14 protein-coding genes are annotated in these 13,525 nt (G+C 54.7%); 10 read left to right on the top strand and 4 right to left on the bottom strand.

Annotation, left to right across the window (positions count from 1 at the left end; translation table 11 throughout):
- The first annotated feature begins 25 nt into the window (after positions 1 to 25).
- The 9 genes from H3L93_RS02330 to H3L93_RS02370 all read left to right on the top strand — a co-directional run bounded on the left by H3L93_RS02330 (position 26) and on the right by H3L93_RS02370 (position 6,329).
- Positions 26 to 373, top strand: a complete 348-nt coding sequence (locus H3L93_RS02330) for a phage GP46 family protein (RefSeq protein ID WP_040558768.1) — start codon at positions 26 to 28, stop codon at positions 371 to 373.
- 49 nt (positions 374 to 422) lie between these two features.
- Positions 423 to 1,475 (top strand): baseplate J/gp47 family protein, encoded by a 1,053-nt coding sequence (locus H3L93_RS02335; protein ID WP_003797400.1) that lies wholly within the window; start codon positions 423 to 425, stop codon positions 1,473 to 1,475.
- Positions 1,472 to 2,041: a YmfQ family protein gene (locus H3L93_RS02340; protein ID WP_003797399.1), complete on the top strand. Its 570-nt coding sequence runs from the start codon at positions 1,472 to 1,474 to the stop codon at positions 2,039 to 2,041. The genes H3L93_RS02335 and H3L93_RS02340 overlap by 4 nt, the downstream gene beginning before the upstream one ends.
- 32 nt (positions 2,042 to 2,073) lie before the next feature.
- Positions 2,074 to 3,231 (top strand): gp53-like domain-containing protein, encoded by a 1,158-nt coding sequence (locus H3L93_RS02345; protein ID WP_003797398.1) that lies wholly within the window; start codon positions 2,074 to 2,076, stop codon positions 3,229 to 3,231.
- A 21-nt stretch (positions 3,232 to 3,252) separates the two neighbouring features.
- Entirely contained in the window at positions 3,253 to 3,873 is a 621-nt protein-coding gene (locus tag H3L93_RS02350) for a hypothetical protein (protein ID WP_003797397.1), read from the top strand.
- 3 nt (positions 3,874 to 3,876) lie between these two features.
- Entirely contained in the window at positions 3,877 to 4,344 is a 468-nt protein-coding gene (locus tag H3L93_RS02355; protein WP_003797396.1) for a hypothetical protein, read from the top strand.
- A 111-nt stretch (positions 4,345 to 4,455) separates the two neighbouring features.
- Positions 4,456 to 4,704: a Gp49 family protein gene (locus H3L93_RS02360; protein ID WP_003797395.1), complete on the top strand. Its 249-nt coding sequence runs from the start codon at positions 4,456 to 4,458 to the stop codon at positions 4,702 to 4,704.
- A 193-nt stretch (positions 4,705 to 4,897) separates the two neighbouring features.
- A complete protein-coding gene (locus H3L93_RS02365; RefSeq protein WP_003797393.1) occupies positions 4,898 to 5,656 on the top strand; it encodes a DNA adenine methylase in 759 nt (252 codons plus the stop codon).
- A gap of 154 nt (positions 5,657 to 5,810) precedes the next feature.
- A complete protein-coding gene (locus tag H3L93_RS02370; protein ID WP_003797389.1) occupies positions 5,811 to 6,329 on the top strand; it encodes a hypothetical protein in 519 nt (172 codons plus the stop codon).
- A 168-nt stretch (positions 6,330 to 6,497) separates the two neighbouring features.
- On the opposite strand, the gene H3L93_RS02375 is transcribed toward H3L93_RS02370, so the two are convergent.
- The gene (locus H3L93_RS02375; RefSeq protein ID WP_155803173.1) at positions 6,498 to 7,868 is read right to left on the bottom strand and encodes a peptidoglycan DD-metalloendopeptidase family protein; all 1,371 of its coding nucleotides are present in this window, start codon (positions 7,866 to 7,868) and stop codon (positions 6,498 to 6,500) included.
- Between the two features lie 150 nt (positions 7,869 to 8,018).
- On the opposite strand from H3L93_RS02375, the gene prfA reads away from it, so the two are divergent.
- Positions 8,019 to 9,095, top strand: coding sequence for a peptide chain release factor 1 (gene prfA / locus H3L93_RS02380; protein WP_003797387.1), 1,077 nt, complete (start codon positions 8,019 to 8,021; stop codon positions 9,093 to 9,095).
- Between the two features lie 62 nt (positions 9,096 to 9,157).
- On the opposite strand, the gene H3L93_RS02385 is transcribed toward prfA, so the two are convergent.
- The 3 genes from H3L93_RS02385 to H3L93_RS02395 all read right to left on the bottom strand — a co-directional run bounded on the left by H3L93_RS02385 (position 9,158) and on the right by H3L93_RS02395 (position 13,513).
- Complete coding sequence (locus H3L93_RS02385; protein ID WP_003797386.1) at positions 9,158 to 10,078, bottom strand: aldo/keto reductase; 921 nt, start codon at positions 10,076 to 10,078, stop codon at positions 9,158 to 9,160.
- A gap of 86 nt (positions 10,079 to 10,164) precedes the next feature.
- Entirely contained in the window at positions 10,165 to 12,129 is a 1,965-nt protein-coding gene (rpoD, locus tag H3L93_RS02390; RefSeq protein ID WP_003797385.1) for an RNA polymerase sigma factor RpoD, read from the bottom strand.
- Between the two features lie 544 nt (positions 12,130 to 12,673).
- Positions 12,674 to 13,513 carry a basic amino acid ABC transporter substrate-binding protein gene (locus H3L93_RS02395; protein WP_003797383.1) on the bottom strand — a complete coding sequence of 280 codons (840 nt, stop codon included), beginning with the start codon at positions 13,511 to 13,513 and terminating at the stop codon, positions 12,674 to 12,676.
- Between the last annotated feature and the right edge of the window lie 12 nt (positions 13,514 to 13,525).

Consider the following 13,525-nt stretch of genomic DNA (forward strand, 5'->3'; position numbering starts at 1 on the left):
CTTTGCTGCGTCGTATGATGCCAGTATGGATAAAGAATTGAACCCTTTAACCGGCGATTACACGGGGCGCGCCGTTAAAAACCTGCAAAACGCGGTGTATATCCGCTTGCGCACGCCGCTGGGCACATGGTGGGCGGATAAAAGCATTGGCTCGCTGTTGCACCTTTTGCAGCGAGAAAAAGATGTGGCGCGGGTGGGGTTGCTGGCAGAGCAGTATGCAATGGAAGCCTTGCAGCCGATTGTGGACGATGGGCGAGCGCGGCAAATCAGCGTATCCGCCACGCAGCCGCACAATGGCTGGTTGCTGCTGCGCATCCGCGTGGAGACGGCACAAGGCGGCTTTGATTATAACCACCGTGTGCCGATTGTGTAGGGCAGCCTGAAAACGCCTGTTTAACCGTTTTTAAAAAGATTTTAAACCCATGTTTACACCCCCTGATTTTGACACCATTCGCGCGGCGATTTTGCGCGACACGCAATCGCTGATACCCGATGCCGACATCAGCGCCGATAGCGACCATTATGTGCACGCTTCGCGCTTGGCTTCTTGCGCGGCGGGGCAATACGCGCATCAAACGTGGATAACGCGGCAAATCTTCCCCGACACGGCAGACACCGATTATTTGGAGCGACACGCGGTATTGCGCGGGATTACGCGCCGTGCGGCAACCCGCGCAGGCGGCACGGCAACACTGGCGGGCACAGCGGGCGCGGTATTGGCAGCGGGGGTGCAGATTAAGCTGGGCAACCGTTTTTACGCCACCACCGCCGAGGCGACTATTGGCAGCGATTTAAGCGCGCGTGTGCCGATTGCGGCGGCAGAGGCGGGCGAGCAGGGCAATTGCGACACCACCGCAGGGCAATTGATGGCAGCCAGCGCGGGCATCAGCAGCGATGTGATGCTATCGGCGACAGGCGGCACGGATGTGGAAAACGATGCTTCGCTGTTGTCGCGCTTGTTGGAGCGCATCCGCCGTCCGCCCGCAGGTGGTAATCGGCACGATTATAAAAACTGGGCGTTAAGTGTGGATGGCGTATCCAGCGCCTATGTTTACCCGCTGCGGCGCGGCTTGGGCACGGTGGATGTGGCGATTACATCAGCCAATCAATTGCCCAGCGCGGAAACCTTGGCGGCGGTGCAAAACTATATTGATGCGGTGCGCCCTGTTACCGCCAAAAATGTGCGCGTGCTTGCGCCTGATATTACGCGGGTGGATGTGCGCGTGCGGGTTAAGCTAGCTGGCGCGGATTGGGCGGCGGCGCAGCGCGAAATTCAGGCTGCCTTGGACGCTTATTTTGACGCGCTGATACCCGCCGACGACGTGGTGGTGTCGCAATTGGAAGCGGTAATCAGCAATGCTGCGGGGGTGGTGGATAGGGTGTTGCTGGCACCGCGTGCCAATTTGACCGCCGACACGGTGAACAAGATTGAATGGTTTAAATTGGGCAGCCTGAACATGGAGCGGATGGCATGAATTATCAGGAAGTGTTGCTGGGCTTGCTGCCGCCTGTGTCTTATGCGCGGGGTGGGGCGCGGGTGCGACAGCAGGCGCAGATTGATGCGCAGGTGTTGGATGGGGTGGCACGCAGCGCGGGAGCGGTGGTAGGGGCGTGTTTGCCCGACACATCGGGCGCGTTGCTGGCGGATTGGGAACGGGTGTTGGGCTTGGAGACAACCAATGCAGGCAAGCCTTATGCGGCGCGGCTATCGGCGGTGTTGCTCAAAATCAACGCGGTAGGCGGGTTGAGCATTCCCTATTTTATCCAGCTGGCGCAAAGCGCGGGCTACACGATTACGATTGACGAGCCGCAGCCGTTTCGCGTGGGCATCAACCGAGCGGGCGAACGGCTTGCTCCCGAAGAGATTATGTGGGTGTGGGTGGTCAATGTGGCGGCGAGCACGCAGACGGTGTGGCGGTTTTGCGCGGGGGCGAGCTGCGCGGGCGAGCGGTTGAGCAGTTTTAGCGACAACGTCATCGAGCGCGTGTTTGAGGATTTAAAGCCCGCGCACAGTTTCGTGCGTTTTACCTATACAGGTTAATTAAATTTTATAAAACAAAGGATTGGATAAGCATGTTAGCAATTGAGACCCAAGACAACGAATTTCATGACGGCAACGGCACGACCGAGTTGGGCACCATTCTGCCCGCTTGGTGGCTCAACCAAGTGCAGGCGGAAATATTGGAGGTGGTGCGCGCGGGCGGCTTGACCCCCGATAAGGCGCAGCGCAACCAAATGCTCAACGCGCTTAAAAAACTGACAAACGATGCCACCAACCCTGCCACGCTGTCGGGCGATACCGAAAACCAAACGGCCAATGGCGCAACAGGGCATACCCATAAAATTGAGCGCGCCACCGACACGCTGGCAGGCGTGGTTAGGCTCATCGACGCGCTCAACAGCAATGATACCACCGCCGCTTTATCCGCCGCGCAGGGCAAGGTGCTTGCCGAGAGCAAGCTGGACGGCAACAGCGGCGTTACTTTATCTACCAATCAAACCATCACGGGCTATAAAGATTTCGCACAGGGGCTTAGCTCGGGCGCGCCGATTAAAGTCCAGTACGCCAACGACTGGGTGGGCTTTATCGCCAACCAGCCTGCCGAGGGCAAAAACGTCTTTTTTGACGCTTATGTGCGCGACATTCCGCGCGGGGGCATACAGGTGGTTTCCGACGGCAACGGGCAATACAGCCTGCGCTTTTCGGTTACGCCACCCGGTGCGACCAACGCCGACCGCAGGATAAGCGGATTGAGCGTGTACAACCATGCCGTGTGGACCAATGCTTACGGCTGGCTGCACGAGGGCTTTGTGCGCAGCGGTGCGGGCATCGGGCAAAACGCGGGCAACCAAGTCAAAATCGGGTGGAGCGGTAACCGGCTCAAAGCCACGGTGGACAGCACCGACTTGGGCGATTTTGTGTTTGACGGGCATTTTGCTAGCAATTCGTTCGGGCAAAACGGCTATCAGCGTTTGCCGGGTGGGCTGATATTGCAATGGGGCAGATTAAGGGTGCAGGGCGACGGCTTTTACAGGGTATGGATGCCCATCTCATTTCCCAACGCCAACCTTAACGCGCAGGCGACTATTTCCATCGGCGGCGCTGTGCAGGGCAATAACGTGGCATCGGCGCATGTGGCTTGGCTGGAAAACAGCTCCATCCATGTTGGCTTTTCCGAAAACGGCACGTTTGGCGAGCAGGAATTGTTTTGGTTTGCCATCGGACATTGATGTTTTTACGGGAGATTAACCATGATTTATTACTCGCACAGCGCGCAGGCGTTTTTTGACGACCAAATCCACAGCGCGGCGCAGATACCCGAGGACGCGCAGGCAATTGATGCGCAACAGCATCAGGCGTTGTTGGATGCGCTCAACACGGGGGCGCACATTGGCGCGGATTTATCCATTATTCCCCGCCCATCGCCTGCGCATACATGGAACGGCAAGGCTTGGGTGGTGGACAAAGCCAAGCAAGCCCAAGCGGTTCAAGCGGCGTTTCAGGCTGCCCAAAATGCGAAACTGGCGGAACTTGCCAACGCAGCGCAGGCGTTTGTGGATAAGTACGCCAAAACCGATATTGTCCCCGCCTTTGAGCAGGAAACGTGGGCGATGCAGGGAGCTGAAGCGCGAGCATGGGCAGATGATGACAACGCGCCGACCCCTGTGTTGGATGGCATCGCCCAGCATCGCGGCATTGACCGCATCACGCTAATTCGTGCCGCGCTGCGCAAAACGCAGCAGTATGAGACGCTGGCGGCGGGCGTGGCGGGGCAACGGCAGGCGTTGCAAGTGCTGATTGAGCAGGCAAAAACGTTGGATGATTTAGCGGCGATTGAGCTGACTTTCAGGCTGCCTGAAATGGGAGGTTAGGCGATGACGCGAGTTTATTTGGCACTCTACAAAGGGCGCAAACGCGGCACATCGCCGCGCGAGTTGTGGCAGCGGTTGATGGATTGGGCGGTGCGGATCGCCACGCGCGGGCAGTACAGCCACTGCGAGATTGCCGTTAAGCATGGTTTTACCGATGACTATCACTGCTATTCCGCCAGCCTGCGCGACGGCGGCGTGCGCAGCAAAACCATGCTGCTGCCTGCCGACAAATGGGATTTAATCCCCATCCGCGATGCGGAGACGCATGAAAAAGTGTGGGCGCTGTATCAAACCACGCAAGGGGCGAAATATGACTATATCGGCGCGTTGGGCGTGGTGTTGCCCGTGCGGCAGGTTGCGCAGAGATGGTTTTGCTCGGAGTGGTGCGCCAAAGCGTTGGGGCTGGGACAGCCTGAAAAGTATAGCCCGCAGGCGTTGGCGGATTTATTTCAGGCTGCCTGGAAAAGCTGAATGTCTTTAAGCAAGGTGTTTCGGCAACTGTAAAAACTTTTTAAATCAATCGTTTGCTTTTTGCAAGCAAGATTGAACTTTGTTTAAGTAACTTTTATTTGGAGATTAACCATGAAAACATTGACTAAAACTTATTTGGAAAATTTGATTGAAAAATCAGAATATATCCGCCATGAAAATTCCACATTGACGATTTGTGTTTTGACGTTGAAAAGCGGATTTGTGGTAACAGGCGAAAGTGCTTGTATCAGCCCTGAAAATTTTGACGCGCAAATCGGGCGTGAGATTGCCTACAACAATGCGTTTGAGAAACTTTGGCAGTTGGAGGGTTATCGTCAAAAGGCATTGGGGCAGCCTTAAAAGTATAGCCCGCAGGCGTTGGCGGATTTATTTCAGGCAGCCTGAAACAACAAAAGAAAAGTCCTGACATCAGGAAATTTGAGCAACGAGAAAGGCAATTTATGCAACAAAATTTAGAAAAACCGTTTGACAAGGGAAAACAGCATGCAACAATTTTTACAGACAGACAGACAGACAGACAGACACTAAACCCATGCCCATTATCGCGTGGATGGGCGGCAAACGCCGTTTAGCCAAGCATTTGCTGCCGTTATTTCCCGAGCATAGTTGTTATGTGGAGCTGTTTGCAGGCGGAGCGGCTTTGTTTTTTCTGCGCGACAAACCTGCCCGCTGCGAAGTGTTGAATGACATCAACGGCGATTTGGTGAATCTTTATCGCGTGGTGCAGCATCATTTTGACGAATTTGTGCGCCAGTTCGCATGGCAGTTGAGCAGCCGCCAAATCTTTGTTCAACTGCAAGCCACGCCGCCCGATACCTTAACCGACATTCAACGCGCGGCGCGTTTCTTTTATCTGCAATACAATACATTTGGTAAAAAACCATTTGGGCGACACTATGGCACAGCCACCACCAGCAAAGCATGGAATGCCGCCACCGTGGCACAAAAATTGTACACCGCGCAGCAACGGCTCGGCGGAGTGTTTGTGGAAAACGAAACATGGCAAAGCTGCTTGAAACGTTACGACCGCCCGCACACCTTTTTCTACGCCGACCCGCCTTACTGGCAAACCGCAGACTATGGGCGCGGGTTTGATTGGTCAGAATACGAACAGCTTGCCCAAGCCATGCGCAGTATGCAGGGCAAAATGATGTTAAGCATCAACGACCACCCTGATATTCGTGCTTTATTTGCTGAATTTAAGGTGGTGGAATTGGAGCTGGCGTATTCGGTGGGCAGGCAAGCTGAAAGCAGAGGCAAGCGCGGAGAGTTGGTGGTGATGAATTATTAGCCGATAATGATTGCGACAGGCTTAATAACCGCAGTAGCAGCATTAATTGTAATCAGCAAGTTCTTGTGATAAAAGCCACGAAAGGGGCTTTTTTATTGTGATTGCATCAATCAAATTTGCACTTATTTTGGCATACGCCACAATGACAAAATAAATGCAAAATGATGACAAAACGAGCGCGCGGTTACACAAAGACATCCGCACCCTGCGCCGCCGCATTCCCGCCGTGCGCTCGCGCATGGACAACTTCATCACCGCCGACAACGGCGCAAGCTATCATCTGAACTGCGCCGTTACCGTGTTCAACAAAACCGTGCGCGGCAGCGAAGTGGAAATTTTTATCCATGCCGATGAACCTGCCACGCCCTATTTGGCGCGGGTTGCCGAGATGGTACGGCGTTTGGCGGACTATCCTGCGGAAAAACTGATGGCGGCATATAACGACAGCCCGTGTTTGGCGTTGGTGCAGAGCTTTGCCGAATACCGCGACAAGGAAGCGGATGAAGATTGGTTTGACGCGCTGGAAGTGTATTCGCTGGTGTTTGACTGCGGCGGCGGGCGCATCGTTACCACCGTTACCGCGGGCGATGTTTATTTGGGCGATGCTTATTTGATGGTTGAATTTGCTGATGAAACGCTGCAAACGGTAACGATTGATTATGACGAAACTTGAAATACAGTTGATTAAACAGACCATGATACGGCGTTGCCAATGCCCGTATGCACTATTCGTACACGGCTCTCGTTGCCGCCTATTTTAATCAACGATACACAAAACACGACGCAATAAAGGCAGCCTGAAAACGCTCATCCCGTTTTAGGCTGCCTTTGCCATGCGCGCCTAGCGCAGCCAAACCAGCGGATTCATAATCTTATTGCGATAGCGCAGTTCCAAATACAAGCCTTGCTCGCCTGCGGGCAGCGTGCCGCTGGTGGCGATGGTTTGCCCTGCGCCAACGTGGCTGCCGTTGCTGGCGCTGATGCTGGATAAGCCTGCATACACCGACATATAGCCGTTGCCGTGGTCAATAATCATCATATTGCCGTAGCCCGCTTGGTTGGCGGTGTAAACCACCGTGCCTGCGGCGATGCTGCGCACGGGCGCGGGCGCGGTGGCGATGAAAATGCCGCGCCATGTACCTCCGCTGGGGCGGGCGGTGCCAAAGCGCCCAATGATGTTGCCCGATGCGGGCATGATGCCGCGCAGGGGTTTTTGGGCGGCAGGTTTGGCGGCTTCGGCTGGGGTTTCGGCGCGGCTGGATTGATTGGGGCGCAGGTTTAAATCTTCGCGCGTGAGCGTGGATTTGGGCTTGCCGCCGTGTTGTTCGGCATCTTGGGCGCGTTTGCGGGCTTCTTGCGCGCGCTGTTCGGCTTCGGCTTTGCGTTGGGCGTTTTGCTTGGCAACGATGTTGGCAATCACTTGGTTAAGCTGGCGTTCGTTGGCGTGCAGTTGGGCAAGTTTCTGGCGACGGGCGGTGATGTCTTTGCTTAATTGGTTGCTGTTGGCTTGGGCTTGGCTTTGGGTTTGCCCGAGTTTTTTGAGTTTTTGCCGTTGCTGGACGGTGAGTTGTTCTATGCGTTTGAGCTCGGTGTTGATGGCTTGCTCTTGGGTGTTGAGCTCGGTTTGCTGTTGTACCAGTTTGTCAATCAGGGCTTTGTTGGCTTGGTTGATGTGGCGGGTGTAGGTGAGAAAGCGGCTTTTTTGGTTGGCATCGCTGCTTTTGAGCAGCAGGGCTACGGCGGCGGGCTGGGGGTTTTTGTAGTTGTTGGCAAGCAGTTGGGCAACTTGGGCTTTGGTGTTGCTGATGTTGGTTTGCAGCTGGGATAGGGTGGTTTGCAGGGCGGTGAGTTTTTGCCATTCGGCTTGTTCGCGCTGGGTAAGCTCGTTGAGCTCGCGGCGGGCTTTGGCGATGGCGATTTGGGTTTCGCGCAGGATTTGCGCGGCGCGGCGTTGTGCGGCTTGCTTGGCAGCGAGGTCTTTTTGCGTGGCGGCGATGGCATCGCGCACGGTGTCTAGCTGGGCGTTGGCATTGGCGGGTGTTTCGTTGGCGGCGGGGGCGATTTGCGGCGCGAGTAGGGCGATGCTGAGCAGCAGAGCGGCAGATGTTTTCATGAATTCGGTTTGTGTTAAGCGTTTGAAAATGGGGGCTATTATAGTGAGTTTCAGGCTGCCTTGATAGCAGCGGCAAAGGCAGCCTAAAAATGGGCGCATGGTGATGGGCTGCGTTTTCAGGCTGCCGCAGGGCAGGGCGGTTATGCGCTGCGCGAGATAGGCAGCCTGAAAAGCAAATATCCGCTGTTTACCGTATAATTCGCCGTTTTTTCAACCCTTTTCAGGCAGCCTGAAAACCAGATTCCAATCATGAAACCATCCATCCAATCCAAACTGCAAAACCTATCTCACCGCCTAGAAGAAGTAACCGCCTTGCTCGGCTCGCCCGAAGCCACTGCAAACATGGACAGCTATCGCCGGCTCAACCAAGAGCACGCCGAGCTCACGCCCATCGTGGACACCTACCACGCCTACACCCAAGCGCAAAGCGACTTGGCAGACGCACAAGAAATGCTGTCCGACCCCGAAATGAAAGACTTTGCCTTTGAGGAAATTCAGGCTGCCAAAGACACCATCGAGCGGCTGGACTTAGAGCTGCAAAAACTGCTACTGCCCAAAGACGCCGACGACGACAAAAACATCTTTATAGAAATCCGCGCAGGCACAGGCGGCGACGAAGCCGCCCTGTTCGCAGGCGACCTGCTGCGCATGTACACCCGCTACGCCGAGCGCAACCGTTGGCAAACCGAAATCGTCTCCGCCAGCGAAAGCGACCTCGGCGGCTACAAAGAAGTCATCGTGCGCCTCGTCGGCTTGGGCGCGTACAGCAAACTTAAATTTGAAAGCGGCGGCCACCGCGTGCAGCGCGTTCCCGCCACCGAAAGCCAAGGGCGCATCCACACCTCCGCCTGCACCGTTGCCGTGATGCCCGAAGCCGATGAACTCGCCAAAATAGAATTAAACGACAAAGACTTACGCATAGACACCTTCCGCGCATCAGGCGCAGGCGGGCAACACATCAACAAAACCGACTCCGCCGTGCGTATCACCCACCTGCCCACAGGGCTGGTCGTAGAATGCCAAGACGGGCGCAGCCAACACACCAACAAAGAAAAAGCCCTAAAAGTGCTCGCCGCGCGGCTCAACGACATTCAAAAACGCGAAGCCCACGCCAAAGAAGCCGCCGAACGCAAATCGCTCATCGGCAGCGGCGATAGAAGCGAGCGCATTCGCACCTACAACTACCCGCAAGGCCGCGTTACCGACCACCGCATCAACCTCACCCTGCACAAACTGGATTTTGTGATGGACGGCGATATGGACGAAATCACCAGCGCGCTGATTGCCGAGCATCAGGCGGAATTGTTGGCGGCGATGGGGGATTGATACTGATACATAGCAAAAGGCAGCCTGAAAACAGAATTGGGTGTTTTCAGGCTGCCTTTTCGCTATTTCAACAAATCCCGCCGATTAAAATACCGCGCCGTATAAGTCCCGTCCAAATGCTTTTTGCCGCCGTAAATGGGAAAGGTGGCGACTTCGCCGTAATGTTCAATGGCGGGCAGCGCATCCAACGCCGCCATATCCGCCGCGCTAATCTCAAAATCTACGGCTGCGTTTTCGCGCATCTTAGCGGGATGGGCGGTTTTGGGCAGGGCGATTAAGCCGTGCTGCAAGCAATAGCGGATGCACAGCTGGGCAACGGATACGCCGTAATGCGCGGCGATATCGGCAAGCGCGGGGTTGCGCAGCATCACACCGTGTCCCAGCGGCGAATAGGCTTCCACGGCAATGCGGCGGGCGCGGCAAAAATCAATCAACGCAAACGGCATATTGCTGATGTGCGCCAAAACCTGATTCACCATAGGCTGCACTTCGGCATGGTCTAGCAGGTTTTGCAAATCGGCTTCTTCAAAATTAGACACGCCGATGGCACGGATTTTGCCTGCGTGATACAGCTCTTCCATTGCTTGCCATGCCGCTAAGTTGCCTTCAAAATAATGATTGCTTTCACGAAAATCCGTCCACGGCTGCGGCGCGTGAATCAGCATCAAATCTATGTAATCCACATCCAAATCCACAAACGATTGCGCCAGCGCGGCTTGGGCATCGGCATAATTTTTATGCTGTGCGAGCAATTTGCTGGTGAGGAAAATCTCTTCCCGCGCGATGCCGCTGGCGCGAATGCCTGCGCCCACGCCTTGCTCGTTGCCGTAATCTTGGGCGGTGTCTAGATGGCGGTAGCCCGCCGCTAAGGCAGCCTGAACGGCAGGGCCGGCATCGGCGTTGTCAATCATCCATGTGCCAAAGCCCAGTTGCGGGATGGCGGTGCCGTTGGCAAGGGTCAGCGTTTGAGTGAATGCGCTCATGGTTTGCTCCTTCGGTAAGAATGAAAAACAAAAAACCTGTATTCACATTATGAATACAGGTTCTGAGAATCCGCAACCCTGCGCGATTATTTTCCTTCTTCGCTGTCCAAGAAGCTTTTCAGCTTATCGGAGCGCGTAGGGTGGCGCAATTTGCGCAATGCTTTGGCTTCAATTTGGCGGATGCGCTCGCGCGTAACGTCAAACTGTTTGCCCACTTCTTCCAGCGTGTGGTCGGTGTTCATATCAATGCCAAAGCGCATCCGCAACACTTTTGCTTCGCGCGGGGTCAGGCTTTCCAATACGCCGGCGGTTACTTCGCGCAGGCTCGAATACATCGCCGCTTCGGCAGGCGCAACATTGTTCACGTCTTCGATAAAGTCGCCCAAGTGGCTGTCGTCATCGTCGCCAATCGGTGATTCCATGGAAATCGGCTCTTTGGCGATTTTCATGATTTTGCGGATTTTGTCTTCGGGCATTTCCATCAATTCCGCCAGTTTTGCAGAATCGGGGTCTTCGCCTGTTTCTTGCAGATATTGGCGCGAAATGCGGTTCATTTTGTTAATCGTTTCAATCATGTGAACCGGGATGCGGATGGTGCGCGCTTGGTCGGCGATGGAGCGCGTAATCGCTTGGCGAATCCACCAAGTGGCATAAGTGGAAAACTTATAACCGCGGCGGTACTCGAATTTGTCCACCGCTTTCATCAAGCCGATGTTGCCTTCCTGAATCAAATCAAGGAACTGCAAGCCGCGGTTGGTGTATTTTTTGGCAATGGAAATTACCAAACGCAAGTTCGCCTGAATCATTTTTTGCTTGGCGGCGGCGGTTTCTTTTTCGCTTTTCACCATGTTTTTGCTGATGTCTTTCAGCTCGGCGATGGATACGCGCGCGTGCTGTTCCAGCTCGGCCATTTCGGTTTGTTTTTCCAAAATGGCATGGCGGAAGCGGTCGAGCGTTTCGCTCCATGCGCGTTTTTTGGCGATTTCTTCTTCAATCCAGTCCAAATTGGTGGCGTTGGGCAGGAAGTGGGCGATGAAATGGTCTCTGTCCATGTTCACGCGGTCTAGGCAGATGTCGCGGATTTCGCGTTCTAGCTTGCGAATTTTTTCTACGCGCGAGCGCAGGCTGTCGCTCAATTTTTCAATTTGGCGGGTGGAAAAGCGCACTTCAAGCAATTTGTTGGCGATGTTGCCGCGATGTTCCAAGTATTTTGCGCTGCTGCTGCCGCTTTTGTCTAACGCGCGAATCATCAGGTTGTAGCTTTTTTCAATTTGTTTGAAGTGGTCTAAAACTTGGGCTTTGAGTTCTTCCAAGTTTTGGCTTTCTATGGCGGCGCTGTCGCCTTCGCTGTCGTCGTCATCGCCGCTTTCGTCGCCGTCGCTTTCGTCGCTTTCATCGCCGGATGCGGCTTGATGGCTGTTCAGGCTGCTTTCCAGATGCCCTAAGCCCAGTTCGTTGAGCAAGACTTCGTTGGGGTCGATGATGGCTTCCACCACTTCGTCCACTTTGATTTCGTCTTTTTTGATTTGGTTGATTAAATCTAAAATCTCACCGATTGAACCGGGGCAGGCTGAAATGGCTTGAATCATGTTTTTCAAGGCGTTTTCAATTTCTTTGGCGATTTTGATCTCGTCTTCGCGGGTGAGCAAATCCACTTGCCCCATTTCGCGCATATACATGCGCACGGGGTCGGTGGTGCGCCCGAATTCGGAATCGGCTTGCGAGAGCGCGGCTTCGGCTTCGGCAACGGCATCTTCGTCGGTGATGGCGGTGCTGTTGTCGTTCATCAGCAGGCTGTCGGCATCGGGGGCTTCTTCGGTTACTTGGATGCCCAAGCCTTGAATCATGTTGACGATGTTGTCAATCTGCTCGGCATCGGACATGTCGTCGGGCAGGGCGTCGTTGATTTCGGCGTAGGTGATGTAGCCGCGCTCTTTGCCTTGGATGATTAAGCGGCGCAGGCGTTCGCGTTGCTCTTCTGGGGTGAGCGGGCGGTTGTCGTTGCTGAGGGTTTCTTCGTTTTCTTGTTCGGGGAGGTGTTTTTCAGACATAGGGGGCACTCGATAAGGGTGATTTATCCGCGTGTTGGATAGGGGATGCTCTGCTTCTTTGGTGCAGCAATGGGGGCGGATAGCGGGTTTTGCCTGCGATAGCGCATTTGGCTTTCAGGCGAAAAGTTTTCGGGGATATGGTGGTTGGGATTGGGAATTGCAAGGGCAGCCTGAAAAGGTTTTTGGCGTTTCAGGCTGCGGTTGTTAGGTATGAAGCGGTGTTTGCACGCACTATCATTTTTCTTGCGCGCGAGACTAAGGAGCGGATGGCGGCGGATGCGGTTTTCAGGCTGCCTTGTATGCGGCTGCGCGGGTTTATGCTTGTTTCATCCCACAGGCTGTTTAGGCAGCCTGAAAATCCCTTGCTTGGGGAAACGCAGAAACCTTTTGACGGGGGCAAGCCGTCAAAAGGTTTGGGTTTAAAAACGCGTATCGGCAATTATCATGGATTGTTATCTCGTTGATAGGGCTGCTGCGTTGTTTTTTGCGCGGGCCGGGAATAAACCAGCCTTGCGGTCGCGCCGATTTTTAATGGGAAACGGGCTTATTTGCCTGTAGCGAAGTATTTGGCTTCGATTTCGGCGTATTTGCCGCTGGCGCGCACTTTGGCGAGCGAGTCGTTCAGCAGGGCGAGGGTTTGGGCATCGTCTTTGCGAACCGCCATGCCGTAGTGTTCGGCGGGGAAGTCGGGCAGGGCGACCATTTTGAAGCCTTTGCTGCTGTTGTTTTTAATGTAGTGGGCGACAACGGCGTTGTCCAAAATGCCTGCGTCCACGCCGCCGTTTTCCACTTCTTTGGTGAGCAGGCCTACGTTGTCAAAGCGGACTACTTGCTCGCTGGTCGGCCCGAAGATTTTTTGCGCGGCGTAATCGCCTGTGTAGCCCGTTACCACGCCGATTTTGTGCAGTTTTTTCAAATCTTCTACCTTGGCCACATTTTTGCTGGGCGGCACCAAAACCACTTGGGTGATTTGGTAATAAGGTTCGCTAAACGCCATGGTGGCTTTGCGTTCGTCGGTGATGGTGATGCCTGACACCAACACATCGGCGTCGCCGTTGCTTAATGCGGGGAACAGGCTTTCCCACGGTTGGTCTTTGTATTCCACTTTGAAATTGCCCGCTTCGCCCATGGCGTTAATCAGGTCAATATCAAAGCCTGTTACTTTTTTGTTTTCGTCCAGCGATTCAAACGGGGCGAATGTAGCATTGCCCGCCACGCGCAGCACTCTGCCGTTGCCATCGGCTGTGCCTGATGCGCCTGATGCGGCGGCGGGTGCGGGATGGGATGCGCTGTGGTTGGCAGGGGCGTTGCTTTGTCCGCCGCAAGCGGCAAGCGATAGGGTGAGGCATGAGAAAGCGGCAGACAGCCATGTTTTTGTGGTCATTGGTTAAGCATT

The organism is Kingella oralis (assembly GCF_014054985.1).
Classification (GTDB): domain Bacteria; phylum Pseudomonadota; class Gammaproteobacteria; order Burkholderiales; family Neisseriaceae; genus Kingella_B; species Kingella_B oralis.

Coding starts and splice junctions, on each gene's coding strand:
- H3L93_RS02330 (WP_040558768.1), top strand. CDS start 26: ATGGATAAAGAATTGAACCCTTTAACCGGCGATTACACGGGGCGCGCC.
- H3L93_RS02365 (WP_003797393.1), top strand. CDS start 4,898: ATGCCCATTATCGCGTGGATGGGCGGCAAACGCCGTTTAGCCAAGCAT.
- H3L93_RS02350 (WP_003797397.1), top strand. CDS start 3,253: ATGATTTATTACTCGCACAGCGCGCAGGCGTTTTTTGACGACCAAATC.
- H3L93_RS02395 (WP_003797383.1), bottom strand. CDS start 13,513: ATGACCACAAAAACATGGCTGTCTGCCGCTTTCTCATGCCTCACCCTA.
- H3L93_RS02370 (WP_003797389.1), top strand. CDS start 5,811: ATGCAAAATGATGACAAAACGAGCGCGCGGTTACACAAAGACATCCGC.
- H3L93_RS02375 (WP_155803173.1), bottom strand. CDS start 7,868: ATGCGCCCATTTTTAGGCTGCCTTTGCCGCTGCTATCAAGGCAGCCTG.
- H3L93_RS02340 (WP_003797399.1), top strand. CDS start 1,472: ATGAATTATCAGGAAGTGTTGCTGGGCTTGCTGCCGCCTGTGTCTTAT.
- H3L93_RS02360 (WP_003797395.1), top strand. CDS start 4,456: ATGAAAACATTGACTAAAACTTATTTGGAAAATTTGATTGAAAAATCA.
- H3L93_RS02335 (WP_003797400.1), top strand. CDS start 423: ATGTTTACACCCCCTGATTTTGACACCATTCGCGCGGCGATTTTGCGC.
- H3L93_RS02355 (WP_003797396.1), top strand. CDS start 3,877: ATGACGCGAGTTTATTTGGCACTCTACAAAGGGCGCAAACGCGGCACA.
- H3L93_RS02385 (WP_003797386.1), bottom strand. CDS start 10,078: ATGAGCGCATTCACTCAAACGCTGACCCTTGCCAACGGCACCGCCATC.
- H3L93_RS02345 (WP_003797398.1), top strand. CDS start 2,074: ATGTTAGCAATTGAGACCCAAGACAACGAATTTCATGACGGCAACGGC.
- prfA (WP_003797387.1), top strand. CDS start 8,019: ATGAAACCATCCATCCAATCCAAACTGCAAAACCTATCTCACCGCCTA.
- rpoD (WP_003797385.1), bottom strand. CDS start 12,129: ATGTCTGAAAAACACCTCCCCGAACAAGAAAACGAAGAAACCCTCAGC.